General features: G+C 38.4%; 19 protein-coding genes. 18 read left to right on the top strand and 1 reads right to left on the bottom strand.

What is annotated here, in order from left to right; all coding sequences use genetic code 11:
- Positions 1 to 21 precede the first annotated feature (21 nt).
- Complete coding sequence (locus A9996_RS11225; protein ID WP_066434778.1) at positions 22 to 633, top strand: DUF4230 domain-containing protein; 612 nt, start codon at positions 22 to 24, stop codon at positions 631 to 633.
- 65 nt (positions 634 to 698) lie between these two features.
- Here the strand turns inward: A9996_RS11225 and A9996_RS11220 are convergent, their stop codons facing one another.
- Complete coding sequence (locus A9996_RS11220) at positions 699 to 1,010, bottom strand: rhodanese-like domain-containing protein (RefSeq protein WP_066434772.1); 312 nt, start codon at positions 1,008 to 1,010, stop codon at positions 699 to 701.
- A 68-nt stretch (positions 1,011 to 1,078) separates the two neighbouring features.
- Between A9996_RS11220 and A9996_RS11215 the strand changes: the two genes are divergently transcribed.
- From A9996_RS11215 to A9996_RS11135, 17 genes are all read left to right on the top strand, one after another.
- A complete protein-coding gene (locus A9996_RS11215) occupies positions 1,079 to 1,654 on the top strand; it encodes a TetR/AcrR family transcriptional regulator (RefSeq protein WP_066434770.1) in 576 nt (191 codons plus the stop codon).
- A 66-nt stretch (positions 1,655 to 1,720) separates the two neighbouring features.
- Positions 1,721 to 2,794, top strand: coding sequence for a 1,2-phenylacetyl-CoA epoxidase subunit PaaE (gene paaE, locus A9996_RS11210; protein WP_066434767.1), 1,074 nt, complete (start codon positions 1,721 to 1,723; stop codon positions 2,792 to 2,794).
- A 169-nt stretch (positions 2,795 to 2,963) separates the two neighbouring features.
- Entirely contained in the window at positions 2,964 to 3,920 is a 957-nt protein-coding gene (paaA, locus tag A9996_RS11205) for a 1,2-phenylacetyl-CoA epoxidase subunit PaaA (protein WP_066434764.1), read from the top strand.
- 73 nt (positions 3,921 to 3,993) lie between these two features.
- Positions 3,994 to 4,284: a 1,2-phenylacetyl-CoA epoxidase subunit PaaB gene (gene paaB / locus A9996_RS11200; protein WP_066434761.1), complete on the top strand. Its 291-nt coding sequence runs from the start codon at positions 3,994 to 3,996 to the stop codon at positions 4,282 to 4,284.
- Positions 4,285 to 4,325: 41 nt separating this feature from the next.
- On the top strand, positions 4,326 to 4,676 hold the full coding sequence (locus A9996_RS11195) for a four helix bundle protein (protein ID WP_066434759.1): 351 nt from the start codon (positions 4,326 to 4,328) through the stop codon (positions 4,674 to 4,676).
- A 47-nt stretch (positions 4,677 to 4,723) separates the two neighbouring features.
- Entirely contained in the window at positions 4,724 to 5,476 is a 753-nt protein-coding gene (gene paaC, locus A9996_RS11190) for a 1,2-phenylacetyl-CoA epoxidase subunit PaaC (protein ID WP_066434757.1), read from the top strand.
- Positions 5,477 to 5,576: 100 nt separating this feature from the next.
- Positions 5,577 to 6,077 carry a 1,2-phenylacetyl-CoA epoxidase subunit PaaD gene (paaD, locus tag A9996_RS11185; RefSeq protein ID WP_066434754.1) on the top strand — a complete coding sequence of 167 codons (501 nt, stop codon included), beginning with the start codon at positions 5,577 to 5,579 and terminating at the stop codon, positions 6,075 to 6,077.
- 102 nt (positions 6,078 to 6,179) lie between these two features.
- Entirely contained in the window at positions 6,180 to 6,959 is a 780-nt protein-coding gene (locus A9996_RS11180; RefSeq protein WP_066434752.1) for an enoyl-CoA hydratase-related protein, read from the top strand.
- A gap of 44 nt (positions 6,960 to 7,003) precedes the next feature.
- Positions 7,004 to 7,372, top strand: coding sequence for a four helix bundle protein (locus A9996_RS11175; RefSeq protein ID WP_066434745.1), 369 nt, complete (start codon positions 7,004 to 7,006; stop codon positions 7,370 to 7,372).
- Positions 7,373 to 7,424: 52 nt separating this feature from the next.
- Positions 7,425 to 8,624, top strand: coding sequence for a 3-hydroxyacyl-CoA dehydrogenase NAD-binding domain-containing protein (locus A9996_RS11170; protein WP_066434741.1), 1,200 nt, complete (start codon positions 7,425 to 7,427; stop codon positions 8,622 to 8,624).
- Positions 8,625 to 8,775: 151 nt separating this feature from the next.
- Positions 8,776 to 9,192, top strand: a complete 417-nt coding sequence (locus A9996_RS11165; RefSeq protein WP_066434739.1) for a PaaI family thioesterase — start codon at positions 8,776 to 8,778, stop codon at positions 9,190 to 9,192.
- 73 nt (positions 9,193 to 9,265) lie between these two features.
- Positions 9,266 to 10,129, top strand: coding sequence for a KPN_02809 family neutral zinc metallopeptidase (gene ypfJ, locus A9996_RS11160; protein ID WP_066434735.1), 864 nt, complete (start codon positions 9,266 to 9,268; stop codon positions 10,127 to 10,129).
- A gap of 304 nt (positions 10,130 to 10,433) precedes the next feature.
- A complete protein-coding gene (pcaF, locus tag A9996_RS11155) occupies positions 10,434 to 11,651 on the top strand; it encodes a 3-oxoadipyl-CoA thiolase (RefSeq protein WP_066434731.1) in 1,218 nt (405 codons plus the stop codon).
- Between the two features lie 280 nt (positions 11,652 to 11,931).
- The gene (gene paaZ / locus A9996_RS11150) at positions 11,932 to 14,430 is read left to right on the top strand and encodes a phenylacetic acid degradation bifunctional protein PaaZ (protein WP_066434730.1); all 2,499 of its coding nucleotides are present in this window, start codon (positions 11,932 to 11,934) and stop codon (positions 14,428 to 14,430) included.
- 59 nt (positions 14,431 to 14,489) lie between these two features.
- Positions 14,490 to 14,774, top strand: coding sequence for a GIY-YIG nuclease family protein (locus tag A9996_RS11145; protein WP_066434729.1), 285 nt, complete (start codon positions 14,490 to 14,492; stop codon positions 14,772 to 14,774).
- 45 nt (positions 14,775 to 14,819) lie between these two features.
- Positions 14,820 to 15,572: an enoyl-CoA hydratase/isomerase family protein gene (locus A9996_RS11140; RefSeq protein WP_066434727.1), complete on the top strand. Its 753-nt coding sequence runs from the start codon at positions 14,820 to 14,822 to the stop codon at positions 15,570 to 15,572.
- Between the two features lie 51 nt (positions 15,573 to 15,623).
- On the top strand, positions 15,624 to 16,454 hold the full coding sequence (locus A9996_RS11135; protein ID WP_066434724.1) for a hypothetical protein: 831 nt from the start codon (positions 15,624 to 15,626) through the stop codon (positions 16,452 to 16,454).
- Positions 16,455 to 16,465: the final 11 nt, after the last annotated feature.

Genomic DNA, 16,465 nt, shown 5'->3' with positions numbered 1-16,465 from the left:
TAGGTCTTAAAAGAGATAACAATGCGAAGACTTCTATACGTTTTAATTTTGGTGATCGTGGTCTTGTTTGGCTATCGTTATTTTTTTAATGATAATGACAAAACAATTCTACAGGAAAATTCAGCGCTCATCCAAGAACAGATTCGGAATGTGAGCAAGTTGGTTGTTACTGAAGGCCATTTTAGTCAAGTATTCACCTATAAAAACTCTAAAGCGGTTTTTGCCAATTTGGTGAATGTCGAAAAGAAAGCCCTTGTAGTTGTCAATGCAGATGTGACGGTGTCTTATGATTTAAGTCAAATTGAATACCAATTGGATCAAGCATCAAAAACGCTAAAAATTTTAAGCATTCCAAAGGAAGAAATCAAAATCAGTCCAGATTTTGAATATTATGATGTCACTGCAGATTTCTTAAATCCGTTTCAGGCAGAAGATTATAATAAAATCAAGGATAAGGTGAATGCACAGCTGATGAAAAAGATTGAGGCATCCAACCTTAAAAGCAATGCTCAAAATCGATTGATTAGTGAGTTGTCAAAATTCTATATTCTCACGAGTTCTTTGGGATGGACACTTCAGTATGAAGGCACTTCCATCCAATCCTCTGACGAGTTGCAAAACATAAAACTTTAAAGAGATATTGTAAAAGTGATAGCAACAAAAATTAGCTCTTCTTCGGAGTGTCCTAAGTCTCGGGGTTAGGAGGAGACTTTTTTCTTCAAGCTCAACCATCCACCGCCATTAGTGGCGATAATATTATTTAAGTTTAAAAATTCGGCAGCTTTTGCTGAGCGCATTCCGCTGGCGCAGCAGGTAATAATGGGTTTGTTTAGTTTCTTCAATTTCTCAACATGATTTTGCAAATCATCTAAAGGAATGTGTTTAGAATTGGCAATATGGCCGCTATCCCATTCTCTCTTGCTTCTCACGTCTAAAATAATAGCGCCTTTGTCCAACAATTCTTGCACTTGCCGCTTTTTTGTGCCAAATATAAAATCCAAAAATCCCATTGTTTATTTTTATTTAAATTTACAAAATATCCACCACTCGAAAAACTTTGAGACTAAAATTATAAACTTTGAATAGTGTAGTTCAAACACGAAAAGAAGAGATCATCAAAACGGCCGCTAAACTTTTTAAGGAAAAGGGTTATAGCGCGGTGACGATGAGAGACCTGGCGGCAGCCATGGGCATCAAAGCGGCAAGTCTTTATAACCATATCACCTCCAAACAAGACATATTAAAAGCGATCATTGTTTCTCTTGCTGAAGAGTTTACTCGTGAAATGAATGTAATCAAAGCGTCAGACCTTAGGGCCATTGAAAAATTAAAGTTGATTGTGGCACTTCATGTAGAGATCACTGTAAAAAATACTTACGGAATGGCCTGTCTGAATAATGATTGGATGCATCTGGAAGAACAGTTGGAGCACTATTTACAATTGCGAAAAACATATGAGCAGGATTTTATTGACATTATCGAATCAGGAATTATATCTGATGAAATTATGGATGCTAATGCCGAAATTATTATGTTTTCCATACTCTCTACCTTACGTTCCTTATACCTTTGGATTCCCAAAAAAGAGGCTGTCAACGCAAACGATTTAGCTGAAACCCTAAGCAGAGTCCTCATCAACGGAATTAACAAATAATTTAGAATTTATTTTGTAAATTTGCGAAGCAGACTAACGGTTGTTAGTTTGATTATTTGACGATTTATGGCAGAATTCCACAAGATTAAAGTGGCAGATATTTACAAGGAAACGAAAGATTGCGTTGTCATTTCTTTTGAAATTCCTGACGAGCTTAAGAAAAAGTTCAACTACCGACAAGGTCAACATTTGACCTTACGTAAGGAGATCAATGGCGAAGACATCAGACGGAATTATTCATTGTGCTCAAGCCCTTTGGACGGTGAGTGGAAGGTGGCCGTTAAAACCATTCGTGAAGGTGTGTTTTCAAATTATGCCTTCAATAAATTAAAGAAAGGTGATAGCCTTGAAGTCATGGCACCACACGGTGAGTTTACGGTTGATGTGGATGTTGATGCGTCCAATAACTACATTGCTTTTGCTGCAGGAAGTGGTATTACGCCACTCCTTTCCATCATTAAAACACATTTGCATCAAGAACCAAACAGCACCTTTAAGCTGTTTTACTTGAACAGAACCGTAAAATCCATTATCTTTAAAGAAGAAATAGAACAACTTAAAAATGAGTTCTTTGGAAGGTTTCAAGTCTTTTATTTTTTGACAAAAGAGCAGCGCGATATTCCGTTTTTGAATGGCCGTTTTGATAAGGATAAAATGGCTGTGTTGACCAAAACATTTATAGATGTTCCAGATACGCATCATGCGTTTATATGTGGACCTCAAGACATGATTTTCCTCATTCGTGATGAGTTGCAGGCGGCTGGAATGCCAAAAGGCAATATCCATTACGAACTGTTCTTTACAGGAAGCTCCGAAGAAGAAAATAAACATATAGCAGAAGTCCTTGAGCAAAGGATAGAGGGCACGCAGGTGACCATTATTGACGGTGGGAAAGAGTTCCATTTTATCATGGATGATGATTTTGATACTATTTTGGACGGCGCTTTGGCCGCTGGTGCTGATTTGCCATTTGCTTGCAAAGGCGGTGTTTGCAGTACTTGTAAATGTCAAGTCAAAGAAGGATCCGTTAAAATGAAAAAGAATTACGCACTTGAGGATAAGGAAGTCGAACAGAATTATGTGTTAAGCTGCCAAGCCGTCCCGACCAGCAAAAAAGTAGTGGTTGATTTTGACGTATAATTGGAATAATAATTTGGGCGTTACCCAAAAGGGTCAGGCTTTCCGCTATATCTTTTTTGTGAAAAACAAAAAAGGATGCCGCTGCAATCCTTAACGCAACAAGACCTCACAGGTTTTCAAAACCTGTGAGGTCTGAAAAACAAATAACAGTTCACTAATACCAAATAAGATGAGTGAAGAACAAGTAAAAAACTTAGAAAAGCAGTTTGAGGAGCGTATCGCAAGAGACGAAAAAATCGAACCCAAAGATTGGATGCCAGAAAAATACCGTCAAACGCATATCCGTCAGATGTCGCAACACGCACATTCTGAAATTGTAGGGATGCTTCCTGAAGGCAATTGGATTACCAGAGCGCCTTCTTTAAGACGTAAAGTAGCATTATTGGCAAAAGTCCAAGATGAGGCGGGCCATGGCTTATACCTTTATTCAGCATGTGAAACCTTAGGCATTTCCAGAGATGAACTGTATGAACAATTGCATTCAGGAAAAGCGAAATATTCTTCCATTTTCAATTATCCTACCGTGACTTGGGCAGATATGGGAGCCATTGGTTGGTTGGTAGATGGTGCGGCCATCATCAATCAAGTGCCGTTATGCAGCACTTCTTTCGGACCTTATGCCAGAGCAATGGTCAGGGTTTGTAAAGAAGAAAGTTTTCATCAACGTCAAGGTTATGAGATCATGATCAAATTGGCAAATGGAACTCCTGAACAAAAAGATATGGCTCAAGACGCACTGAACCGTTGGTGGTGGCCAAGTCTGATGATGTTAGGACCTACAGATGCGGAATCTATCCATACCGAGCAATCAATGAAATGGAAACTCAAACGTAAATCCAATGACGAGTTACGCCAACAATTTATAGACCAAACCGTTCCACAGGCAGATTTAATAGGTTTGACCATTCCAGATCCAGACTTAAAATGGAATGAGGAGCGCCAAAGTTATGATTTTGGAGAAATCAATTGGGATGAGTTTTGGCAAGTAGTCAAAGGCCATGGCCCAATGAACAAAGAACGCATGAAAGCAAGAGTTGGCGCATGGGAAGGCGGAGAGTGGGTAAGAGATGCTGCCATGGCTCACGCTGAAAAGCAACAAGAAAGAAAAGAAAAACAAGCAGTTTAATGTAGAAAATAGACTTGAGATATGAGACGTTAGATAAGCGTCCTGAAGTCTAAAATCTAAAATCTAATGTCTTATGTCTAATAAAAAAAACTGGCCTCTCTGGGAGGTTTTCGTCAGAAGTAAAAACGGATTGGAGCATCGTCATTTTGGAAGTCTGCACGCCGCAGATTCAGAAATGGCCATGGAAAATGCACGGGACGTTTATACGCGACGTAATGAAGGTGTGAGTATTTGGGTGGTGGAATCCAAGAACATTACCGCATCAAATCCCGAACATAATGGCGAACTTTTTGAACCAGCACAAGATAAAGTATACCGTCATCCAACGTTTTACGAGTTGCCTGATGAGGTGAAATATATGTGACAAAAGAAATTGAAACTCAATTTGAAGTTTAAATCTGAAACATGATTGAGAAGAAATTTGATCTATCAGATCGTTTAGAAGACTTTGCTGCAGAAATCATTTTGCTCTATGACAAAAAACCATTGTCATATGCGGGAGATTATTTAGCGAAACAGCTCATTCGGTCTTCTTGTTCATCAGCTTTAAATTATGGAGAAGTTTTAGGTGCTGGAACCGATAAGGATAAAATTAATAAATTGAGAATTTGTTTAAAAGAATTAAGGGAATGTCACAGAAACTTTAATATCCAAACAAAAGCAAGATTATTTTCTGATGATAGTTTGATGACACTAAAAGATGAAAATGATCAACTGATTCGCATAATAGTTACAAGTATTAAAAATATTAAATAGGAAAACTCAACCTGATTTCAAATTCAACTTCAACTTCAATTTATAAAATGAAAGATAATCTGTATAAATATATCCTCGGTATCGCCGACAACAGTCTTATCCTGGGCCAACGCATGGGCGAGCTTTGCGGCCACGGACCAAGTTTGGAAACCGATATCGCCTGTACCAATATCTCTTTGGATCTATTCGGGCAAGTACGCAGTTACTACCAATACGCCTCTAAAATTGCAGGAGATGGAAGGACAGAAGATGATATTGCCATGCTTCGTAAAGAACGTGAATATTTGAATGTTCTGTTGGTGGAACAGCCCAATAATGATTTTGCTTATACGATGGCGCGCCATTTTTTATTTGATGTGTACCATTTCTTGTTCTTGACAGAATTGCAAAAAAGCAAAGATTTGACCTTGGCTGCAATCGCGACAAAATCTTTGAAGGAAGTGAGTTATCACCAGCGTTTTTCCTCAGATTGGATAAAGCGTCTTGGAGATGGGACTGATGAAAGTCAACAGAAAATGCAAACTGCCATTGACTTTTTATGGACTTATACCGACGAATTGTTCCACCAAACAGAAGCTGATAAAGCAATGGTTTCAGAAGGAATTGGTGTAGATGTCACAAAACTAAAGCAAGCATACTACTCAAAAGTAAATAGCATTTTGGAAGAATCCACCTTGATCATTCCTGAATCAAAATATTTCCAGAAGGGCGGAAAACAAGGTATTCATACCGAACATATGGGATACTTATTGACCGAATTGCAATACATGCAACGCGCGTATCCGAATATGGAATGGTAAAAGAATCATGAATATTGAAGTTTGAATAACGAATCATGATTTAACTAAAAATCTCAAACTTTATACTTCGATATTCAGCATTTGATATTCGCTATTAATTATGACAACAACTGAACAACATATCGACCCCAAACTGATCACGATTTTGGAAACAGTTTCAGATCCAGAAATTCCAGTTCTTTCCATCATGGACATGGGTGTCGTGCGTTCTGCTATCCTAGAAAATGAATTTGTGAAAGTGCAAATCACTCCAACGTATAGCGGTTGTCCTGCGATGGATGTGATTGGCGATGATATTAAAACGGCTCTAAAAGAAGCAGGCTATCAGTGTGAAGTAGAGTTAATTCTTTCTCCTGCCTGGACCACTGATTGGATTACACCTAGAGGTAGAAAAGCCCTAGAAGATTATGGAATTGCGTCGCCCCTAGATGCTGAAGCTGACAAAGACGTGTTACTGCATGGCAAACGATTGGTAAAATGTCCGCAATGTGGTTCCATAAATACAAAAATGGTGAGTCAATTTGGATCAACAGCGTGTAAAGCACAATTTCAATGTGATGATTGCCAAGAGCCCTTTGATTATTTTAAATGCCTAAAATAAAAGGATTAACAATTGCAGAATAATGATTTTTGATTTCAGAAGCGAGATACTTCAACAATCAACAATCAACAATCAACAATCAACAATCAAAAATAAGATAAAATGAGTTCTATTCTATTAGAAAATAAAAATGGTGTAGCCTATATCACCCTTAATAGGCCCGAGGTCTTTAATAGTTTCAATCGCGAAATGGCATTTTTACTTCAAGATACTTTAGATGCTTGTGAAAAAGATGATGCCGTAAGAGCAATTGTGCTTTCAGGAAATGGAAAAGCATTTTGTGCTGGTCAAGACTTGAAAGAAGTCACATCCTCTGATCTCAATCCAGGATTCAAAAAAATTCTTGAGGAGCATTATAATCCAATAATTACCAGAATTCGTTCTATTAAAAAACCAATCATTGGCGCCATTAACGGCGTAGCCGCAGGTGCTGGGGCAAATATTGCCTTAGCTTGTGATATTGTGGTCGCTCACGAACACGTTAATTTCATTCAAGCGTTTAGTCTGATTGGTTTGATTCCGGATAGCGGTGGAACCTTCTTTTTACCAAGATTGATCGGTTTTCAAAAAGCATCAGCTTTAGCAATGTTAGGCGATAAAATAGCTGCTGAAGAGGCAGAACGTATGGGAATGATTTATAAGGTGATTCCTTTTGAAAACTTTGATGAAGAAGTGAATAAACTCGCAATAAAATTGGCCAATATGCCAACCAAAGCCTTAGGAATGATCAAAGAGTTATTCAATAAATCAATGACCAATGATTTAGAATCTCAATTAGCTTTAGAATCCAAACTACAAATTGAAGCAGCCCAAACCGAAGATTATGCCGAAGGAGTTTTAGCCTTTATGGAAAAGAGAAAGCCGGAGTTTAAAGGTTTATAAATCTCGAATAAAGAACTGATTAATAACGAATAATGAAGTTTTAAATGGCAAATTATAAATTTGATTTAGAAGAACGTTTGATTCAGTTTGCAGTAGATGTTATTTTAATTTGTGGAAAAATTGATGGTAGTTTTGCCTCACAACATTTATCAAAACAATTAATTCGTTCAGCCACGTCGGCTGCATTGAATTACGGGGAAGCTCAAAGTGCGGAGTCGGCAAGAGATTTTCTTCATAAAATGAAGTTGTGTCTAAAGGAACTGAGAGAATCCTTAGTGAATCTTAAGATTCAGAAAGGAGCAGATTTAATTAAAAATATAGAACGTTTAGAGATTATAATGAAAGAAAATAATGAGCTAATTGCGATTTTTGTTTCAAGTATTCGAACATCTCAAAATAACAGTAAAAATTAAAATAAATTGACGGCATTACACTTCGATATTCAGTATTCAAAATTCGATATTCATGATTAATAAAGTAGGAATCATCGGTTCAGGCACCATGGGAAGCGGCATCGCACAAGTTGCGGCAACTTCTGGCTGTAAAGTGAAATTATACGATACCAATCAAGCGGCATTGGACAAAGCAAAATCAGCTTTGGAAAAAATTCTCGCCCGGTTGGTTGAAAAAGGTAGAATTGATTCTGCAGAGAAAAACAGAATCCAAACCAATATTTCTTACAGTGATAGTTTAAAAGATTTATCAGATTCTGACCTCACTATTGAGGCAATTGTTGAGAATTTAGAAATAAAAAAGAAAGTCTTTTCAGAATTGGAAAGTTATGTAAGTGATGAATGCATTATCGCTTCAAACACATCAAGTTTGTCTATCGCATCTATTGCGGCATCATTACAAAAACCAGAACGTTGTATCGGAATTCATTTCTTCAATCCAGCACCATTGATGCAGTTGGTTGAGGTTATTCCGGCTATTCAAACTTCAAAAGAAGTTTTGGACAAGTCGGTTAAAATTATTTCAGATTGGAAAAAAACTGTAGCAATTGCTAAAGATACTCCTGGGTTTATTGTCAACCGTGTGGCAAGACCTTTTTATAGTGAGGCTTTGAGGATTTATGAAGAAGGGATTGCTGATTTTGAAACCATTGATAGAAGCATGAAAACTTTGGGAGGTTTCAGGATGGGGCCTTTTGAATTGATGGATTTTATTGGAAACGATGTGAATTACACCGTAACTGAAACCGTATTTGCAGCCTTTTATTTCGATCCAAGATACAAACCAGCGTTCACTCAAAAACGTTTTGCTGAAGCAGGTTATCTTGGAAGAAAATCAGGAAAGGGCTATTACAATTATGATGAGAACGGCTCAATTGTTCCACAAATTTCTAATGTCCCTCAAAACGCTCCCGAAGTTTCGGGAGAGGAGTCTGAATTAGCCCAACAAATATTCGACCGTGTCCTCGTTATGCTCATCAACGAAGCTGCAGATGCTCTATTCTGGAATATTGCTTCAGCGAAAGACATTGACAAAGCAATGACCAAGGGCGTCAACTATCCGAAAGGATTGTTGGCTTGGGCTGATGAAAAGGGCATCGATTGGTGTGTTTCAAATATGGATGCATTATATAACGAATATCATGAAGACAGGTACCGTTGTAGTCCGTTGTTGAGAAGAATGAATGGGAAAGGTATGAGGTTTGAGGTATGAGGAAGTTTAAGTATCATTTCAAATTTGAGAAATTATATAACGGCAGAAGAAGATGAAGAAAACAGAAGATTGATAACTGAATGGTCTAAAATGATAACAACTTTACGTGCAATAATTGTCAAAAGAATAAATAAATAATTTTTAAGAACGGATGAAACCTATTGCCTCACACCTCATACCTAAAAGAATGCTCTCTCTCGATGCCTACAGCCAATGGCTAGGGATAGAAATTCTACAATGTGAACTAGGCAGATGCAAAGTCGCCATGACTATCAGAAAAGAAATGCTGAACAGTATGGGCAAAGCGCACGGTGGCATTAGTTATGCCTTGGCGGATACGGCATTCGGTTTTGCTGCCAATACCCATGGGAAATACGCAGTTTCAATCGAAACAAGTATCAACCATATAGAAGCATTGAATGAAGGAGATTATATCGTGGCTGAATCAGTGATCGGAAAGGTAAACAATAAGTTGGGCTTTAATATTATCGAAGTGAAGAGAGGTGATGAGTTAGTGGCACTTTTTAAAGGAGTGGTTTATAGAACCAGCAAAGATTGGGAAAAATAATTTACTTAAATTTAGGTTTGGAAGAACATGATGTTCAACTTAGGATTAACGAATAATAACAACTCATCTAATTATGAAATGGCAAGGTAGAAGACAAAGTGATAACATGGAGGATCGTCGCGGAATGAGCTCCAAAGGCAAGTTAGCTGCAGGTGGCGGACTAATAGCAGTCGTAGTTGTACTGTTACAACTTTTTGGTGGTGAAACTGGGCAACAGTTAGCTCCAATTATTGAGCAAGTCACGCAATCACAATCAGGCTCCCAGTCTATCCAACAAAGAGAATTAACGCCACAAGAAAAAGAAATGGGCGATTTCATGAACGCCGTTTTAGTGGATACTGAAGACAACTGGAATCAAATTTTTAGAGAAAATAATCTCGGTGATTATGAAGAGCCTGGTATGGTCTTTTTTACTGACGCTGTCTCAACAGGTTGTGGAAATGCGAGCTCAGCATCCGGGCCTTTTTATTGTCCTGCAGATCAAAAGCTGTATATGGATTTGGCCTTTTTTGACGAATTAAAAACTCGATTTGGTGCTAAGGGAGGTGATTTCGCCATTGCATATGTCACGGCTCACGAAATAGGCCATCACGTGCAGACGTTGCTAGGCACTTCTCAAAAAGTGAGAGAACTTCAACAACAAACCAATGAAGCAGGCGCCAATCAACTGTCTGTGGCACAAGAGCTCCAAGCAGATTTTTATGCTGGCGTTTGGGCACATTATAATAAAGAGTATTTGGAAGAAGGTGATATTGACGAAGCTTTGAGCGCTGCAAATGCGGTAGGAGATGATGCCATTCAGAAAAGAACGCAGGGCAGTGTGCGACCAGATAGTTTTACGCATGGCACTTCAGAACAGCGCAAGTATTGGTTTATGAAAGGTTACAAAACAGGAGACATCAAACAAGGAGATACGTTTTCGGAACTGGTGAATTAGTAAAAAGATTACAAACTCCTAGGAATTCCTAATTTGTAGGAATTCAGAACTTAAATGAACATATTTAAATACTTACTAAAAACAAGTTCCCTTTCCTTTGGAAAGGGATAGGAATAGGAACGAAAGAAGCATCGAAATGATCTCGAAACGTCAAAAATATCCAATATCGAACTGATAAATAATGAATACTGAAGTTAGTTCGATTCTAAAAAATAATTTAAAATAATAAAACAGGAATTTGTAATGAATGCAAGAATGAAAACTTCGATTTTCAGCGTTCATAATTCGATATTCAATATTTAAAATGGAAGCATACATCATAGACGGTATTAGAACACCAATAGGAAGTTATCAAGGCGCTTTATCGACAGTTCGTACTGACGATTTAGCAGCATTGGTGATTGAAGAAATTGTCAAACGAAATCCAACGATTCCAAATGAAGCCTATGACGATGTCATTTTGGGCTGCGCCAATCAAGCAGGAGAAGACAATCGTAATGTGGCACGTATGGCCGCTCTTTTGGCAGGATTACCTTTTACAGTGCCAGGTGAAACGGTCAATCGCTTATGCAGTTCAGGGTTATCAGCAATCATTCACGCCAATCGCGCGATAAAAGCTGGTGATGGTGATGTGTTTATTGCGGGAGGCGTTGAACATATGACCCGCGGACCCTACGTGGTTGCGAAACCTTCCACTGCTTTTGGAACCGATGCCAAAATGTACGATTCCAGTTTTGGATGGCGATTTGTCAATCCAAAAATGCAAAAATTATACGGCACAGATGGGATGGGACAAACGGCTGAAAATTTGGTAGAGAAATATAATATCTCTCGTGAAGATCAGGATAAATTCGCGTATTGGAGCCAAATGAAAGCGGCCAAAGCACAAGAAAATGGACGACTTGCTAAAGAGATAATCACTGTTGAAATTCCACAACGCAAAAAAGACCCAATCAAATTTTCAAAAGATGAATTTGTCAAACCAAACACATCATTGGAAGTATTGGCAAAATTAAGAGGTGCATTTAAAGCCGAAGGTGGCAGTGTCACTGCTGGTAATTCATCAGGATTAAATGATGGTGCCGCAGCAACAATCATCGCTTCAGAAGACGCAGTGAAAAAATATAATTTAAAACCATTGGCACGAATTGTAAGTTCAGCTGTGGTTGGTGTAGAACCAAGAATCATGGGGATTGGTCCCGTAGATGCATCAAATAAAGCCTTGGAAAAAGCAGGTTTGACTATGGATGATATGGATATCATTGAGTTGAATGAAGCCTTTGCAGCCCAAGCATTGGCTTGTACAAGAGCTTGGGGATTAGCAGATGACGACTCCAGATTAAACCCAAACGGTGGAGCCATCGCCATTGGTCATCCACTTGGCGTTACAGGAACGCGACTCGCGTATTCTGCCGCTTTGGAGTTGAAAGAAACCGGAAAAAGATACGCGTTGATTACCATGTGTATTGGTGTTGGCCAAGGGTATGCCGCTATAATTGAAAATGTGAGTTATAATAAATAGTTGGGGCGCCTGCCTGTCACAGACAGATTACCCTAAAAAGGGTCGGGCTTTCGGCTGTCGCTCTCTTCTAGGAGCTCCAACATAACGTTCAATTGCGAAGCACTCACGAGTTCTTAAATATTAAATAAGAATGTATGAGTAATCGCTAACGCAAATCTAACTCGGACAAAAGACCTAACAGGTTTACAAAACCTGTTAGGTCTGATGAAATTTTTAGAAGTAAAAAAGTTTAATAAATAAAAGAGGCCCTTTCCTTTGGAAAGGGTTGGGATAGGATAGGATGAAAAAAATACAACATTACGTTCAAGGACACTGGACAACAGGAACTGAAGAAGGCACACCAATATTGGACGCCGTTACAGGCGAAGCGTTTTCAAGTATCGCGGTTGAAGGTTTAGATATCCCAGAAATTCTCAACTACGGACGCACCAAAGGAGGCGAACTGCTTCGTAAAATGACCTTCCAAGAACGCGGTAATATGCTCAAGAGTCTGGCATTGTATCTCACGAAACGGAAAGAATCTTTTTATGAATTGAGTTATAGAACAGGTGCCACAAGAGTGGACAGTTGGATTGACATTGAAGGTGGATTCGGAAACTTGTTTGCCAATGCATCTTTAAGAAAATTATTCCCCAATCAACCGTATCATGTAGAAGGCGACCCCATTGATTTATCTCGAGGCGGACGTTTTATGGCACATCACATCATGGTGCCCAAAAAAGGAGTCGCTGTTCACATTAATGCGTTTAATTTCCCGGTCTGGGGAATGTTGGAGAAATGCGCCGTCAATTGGATGGCAGGTGTTCCAGCCGTTGTATTGCCAGCGCCATCATCCTCCTATTTGTCAGAAGCGGTTGCAAAAGAAATCATCGCATCCGGTATTTTGCCTGAAGGCGCTTTGCAAATCATAAACGGAACAGTTAAAAGCATATTGGACACCGTCGAATCTCAAGACGTCATCACCTTTACAGGATCTGCAAAAATAGGACGCTTATTAAAAGCGCATCCAAGATTAATTCAAGAATCCGTGCCATTTACTATGGAAGCTGATTCATTAAATGCGTCGGTTTTGGGTGAAGACGCCGTTCCTGGAACTCCAGAGTTTGATTTGTTTATCAAAGAAGTCAGAAATGAAATGACTGTCAAATGCGGACAAAAATGCACAGCTATCCGACGCATCATCGTTCCAGAAAATTTGGTTGAAGATGTTCAAATCGCTCTTGGAAAAGCCTTGGATAAAGTCACTATTGGCGACCCAAGGCTGAAAGAAGTTAGAATGGGGTCTTTGGTCAGTCACCAACAAGTGCAAGCCGTGAGAGATTCAGTCACTGATTTAGCGAAAGAAGCGCAAATTGTCTACGGAAGTTTAGATAAAATTGAAACCATTGGCGCAGATGCTAAAAAAGGCGCTTTCATCAGCCCTATTTTATTGCGAGCAGACCATCCGTTTCAAAATACCATTGTTCACGAACGCGAAGCATTTGGTCCGGTAAGTACCATCATGCCTTATAAAAATTTAGAAGAAGCGATTAAGTTGGCAGAAATGGGTAAAGGCTCGTTGGTGTCATCAATTGCTACAAATGACGATAAGATTGCCAAAGAATACGTCATCAATGCTGCGAGTCATCATGGACGTATTTTAGTCTTGAATCGTGAAAGCGCCAAACAAAGCACAGGGCACGGTTCGCCCTTACCATATTTGGTTCATGGTGGTCCAGGACGTGCCGGAGGTGGAGAAGAAATGGGCGGTATGCGTGGCATCAAACATTATTTACAACGCACGGCCATTCAAGGGTCGCCAACAACCCTAACTGAAATCACTGGCATTTATCAGGCAAACGCAAAATATAAAGAAGCTGATCAGCATCCGTTCAAATACCATTGGGAAGACATCCAACCGGGCATGTCGTTAAAAACCCATAAGCGTACGCTGACCGATACAGACATCATCAATTTTGCGAATCTTACTTGGGATCATTTTTATGCCCATACCGATATCACCTCTTTAGACGGCAGCATTTTCGAAAAACGAACCGCTCATGGTTATTTCATTATTGCAGCAGCAGCTGGCTTATTTGTGTATCCTAATAAAGGACCTGTTGCCGCCAATTACGGATTGGAAGATTGCCGATTCTTGCGTCCCTTATATCACAATGACACCATTTATGTACGATTGACCTGTAAACAAAAAGTAGATCGCGATGTGGTTTCTACTGAACACCCAAGCGGCATTGTCAAATGGTTTGTCGAGGTATTCGATGTAGAGGATGAATTGGTAGCCGTTGCTACAATTTTGACCATGGTTCAGAAGAAACAAGACGTTTTTATCGAGATGACCGATGCTAAAATTGATGAGTATCTTTCAAAATTAACGTCAGACATGAAACCAAAATGGGGCATCATGACACCGCAACACATGTTGGAGCATTTGGAATATACTTATAAGATTGCAGCTGGTGAGATTCAGGATTTTGACGTTGCCACACCAGAGAAAATTTTGGAAAAGGTCCATGCAAGTCTTTATAATTATGAGAAATTCCCGAGAAACACCAAATTTCCATCCTTAGAAAAAGATAAGCTAGCAGATTTGAAACATCCTGATTTGGAAACGGCAAAAGAGAAGTTTAAAGAGCAAAGAGAGAAGTATTTGGAATTTTTCAAGGAGCATCCAGAATCTAAATTAAAAAATTTAGTATTTGGCGAATTGAATAAATATGAATCTTATTTATTGGAAAGGAAACATTTGAATCATCATCTTGAACAGTTCAATCTTTTATAAAAGATTGAACTGTTCAAGCACCCGAGAAATCGGGTGTCTCGAAAATTAAAATACAATCTATGTCATGGAGCATTTACATAATAACGAATATACCAAATGGAGTGCTTTACATAGGACAATCAAAACGTTTGAAAGAACGAATATATCAACATAAAATCAAATCGCATCCAAATACTTTTTCTGCGAGATATAATTTAGACAAACTTGTATATTTTGAGAATCATGACATACAGGATAATGCCAGAATGAGAGAAAAACAATTGAAAAAATGGAATAGAGATTGGAAAATTGAACTAATTGAAAACACTAATCCAGAATGGTTGGATTTGTATAAGAATTTATAATTAATAATAAAAAGATTCCCATTTTCATGGGAACACATAAATGTGATGACACAACCCTACGTAAAACAAACCATAGAGAACGAAGTAGCAACCATTGAATTTTTTCATCCCGCTCATAATTCCTTACCAGGAGATGTATTGGCGGATTTAGCGCAAACTATAATAGATGCAGGGAATAACAATGACATAAAAGTGATCGTACTTAAAAGTGGCGGTGACCGTACCTTTTGTGCAGGCGCCAGTTTTAAGGAACTGATATCCATTAATGATGAAGCTACTGGGAAAATATTCTTTTCTGGATTTGCCAATGTCATCAACGCCATGCGCACATGTCCGAAGTTCATCATTGGTCGCATTCAAGGAAAAACAGTAGGCGGCGGCGTCGGATTGGCAGCGGCTACCGATTACTGTATGGCCACTAAATTTGCAGCCATAAAATTAAGCGAGTTGAATATCGGAATCGGCCCTTTTGTGGTTGGTCCAGCTATTGAACGCAAAATGGGATTGAGCGCTATGTCGCAAATCGCCATCGATGCCAATACGTTTTATCCAGCAGAATGGGCAATGCAAAAAGGATTGTATACAAAAGTGTTCGATTCGGCAGAAGACTTAGATAAAGCTGTGGTTGAGTTTACTGAAAACCTCAAAACCTATAACCCAAAAGCCATGACCGAAATGAAAACCATGTTCTGGAGAGGCACCGAAGATTGGGGCCAATTATTGGCACAACGCGCCAAAATTAGTGGACGATTGGTGCTTTCAGAATTTACTAAAGAAACGTTGAAACGTTTTAAATAATTATTTGAAGGAAATTGAAACATTTTCAAGTACAACGTAATTTATGGTAATATGAATATTGAAAAAGTAAAAAAGCAAATCAATAATTTCCGTGAACATGGATGGACAAGCCTTGATTTTCGTAATTGCGGTATTACACACATTCCAGCTGAACTTTTTGAAAACCCTAACATTGTATTTCTGGATTTTGGCAATGATTTAGGAATTGATATTAAATATCAAAATAAAATAAATGAAATTCCAAATGAAATTGGCCAAATTAAAAGATTGGCTAAATTAAATTTAGAAAATAATGAGGTTATCAAAATAAGTGATGAGTTGGCAACTCTAAATCGACTAAAGTACTTGAACTTAAAAAACAATAAGTTAAAGCAATTACCAGAAAAAGTTGCTAATATGGAACAATTAGATGTTTTAGAAATTTCAGGCAATCCATTTGATATACTGCCACCTGAAATTGCATCTCAAGGAATAGATTCCATTAGAAATTTCTTCCGTGAACTTAAAGACCCAGATTACTTATATGAAGTAAAATTGCTCGTTGTTGGTGAAGGGAGAGTTGGAAAAACTTCTTTATCAAAAGCATTAATAGATGAAAATTATTCACTAGAAGATGAAACTTCCACCGAAGGGATTAACATTGCAAAATGGAATGTACCTCAAGAAGTAGCAGTAAAATATAATCCAGAAATTAAGCGAGATTTGTTGATTAATATTTGGGACTTTGGAGGACAAGAAATATATCATTCAACTCACCAATTTTTTTTAACAAAAAGATCTTTGTATCTACTTGTCACAGAATCTAGAAAGGAAGATAGTCATGATGATTTCTTTTATTGGCTCAATATTATAAAGATGCTTGGTGATAAAGCCCTGTACTAATGGTATTGAAC

This window comes from Gelidibacter algens, from assembly GCF_001678675.1.
GTDB classification, from domain to species: Bacteria; Bacteroidota; Bacteroidia; order Flavobacteriales; family Flavobacteriaceae; genus Gelidibacter; species Gelidibacter algens.
Note: the sequence above shows the minus strand (reverse complement) of the source record. Positions and strands in the feature narration are given on the sequence as shown.

Coding starts and splice junctions, on each gene's coding strand:
- A9996_RS11225 (WP_066434778.1), top strand. CDS start 22: ATGCGAAGACTTCTATACGTTTTAATTTTGGTGATCGTGGTCTTGTTT.
- A9996_RS11220 (WP_066434772.1), bottom strand. CDS start 1,010: ATGGGATTTTTGGATTTTATATTTGGCACAAAAAAGCGGCAAGTGCAA.
- paaE (WP_066434767.1), top strand. CDS start 1,721: ATGGCAGAATTCCACAAGATTAAAGTGGCAGATATTTACAAGGAAACG.
- paaA (WP_066434764.1), top strand. CDS start 2,964: ATGAGTGAAGAACAAGTAAAAAACTTAGAAAAGCAGTTTGAGGAGCGT.
- paaB (WP_066434761.1), top strand. CDS start 3,994: ATGTCTAATAAAAAAAACTGGCCTCTCTGGGAGGTTTTCGTCAGAAGT.
- A9996_RS11195 (WP_066434759.1), top strand. CDS start 4,326: ATGATTGAGAAGAAATTTGATCTATCAGATCGTTTAGAAGACTTTGCT.
- paaC (WP_066434757.1), top strand. CDS start 4,724: ATGAAAGATAATCTGTATAAATATATCCTCGGTATCGCCGACAACAGT.
- paaD (WP_066434754.1), top strand. CDS start 5,577: ATGACAACAACTGAACAACATATCGACCCCAAACTGATCACGATTTTG.
- A9996_RS11180 (WP_066434752.1), top strand. CDS start 6,180: ATGAGTTCTATTCTATTAGAAAATAAAAATGGTGTAGCCTATATCACC.
- A9996_RS11175 (WP_066434745.1), top strand. CDS start 7,004: ATGGCAAATTATAAATTTGATTTAGAAGAACGTTTGATTCAGTTTGCA.
- A9996_RS11170 (WP_066434741.1), top strand. CDS start 7,425: ATGATTAATAAAGTAGGAATCATCGGTTCAGGCACCATGGGAAGCGGC.
- A9996_RS11165 (WP_066434739.1), top strand. CDS start 8,776: ATGAAACCTATTGCCTCACACCTCATACCTAAAAGAATGCTCTCTCTC.
- ypfJ (WP_066434735.1), top strand. CDS start 9,266: ATGAAATGGCAAGGTAGAAGACAAAGTGATAACATGGAGGATCGTCGC.
- pcaF (WP_066434731.1), top strand. CDS start 10,434: ATGGAAGCATACATCATAGACGGTATTAGAACACCAATAGGAAGTTAT.
- paaZ (WP_066434730.1), top strand. CDS start 11,932: ATGAAAAAAATACAACATTACGTTCAAGGACACTGGACAACAGGAACT.
- A9996_RS11145 (WP_066434729.1), top strand. CDS start 14,490: ATGTCATGGAGCATTTACATAATAACGAATATACCAAATGGAGTGCTT.
- A9996_RS11140 (WP_066434727.1), top strand. CDS start 14,820: ATGACACAACCCTACGTAAAACAAACCATAGAGAACGAAGTAGCAACC.
- A9996_RS11135 (WP_066434724.1), top strand. CDS start 15,624: ATGAATATTGAAAAAGTAAAAAAGCAAATCAATAATTTCCGTGAACAT.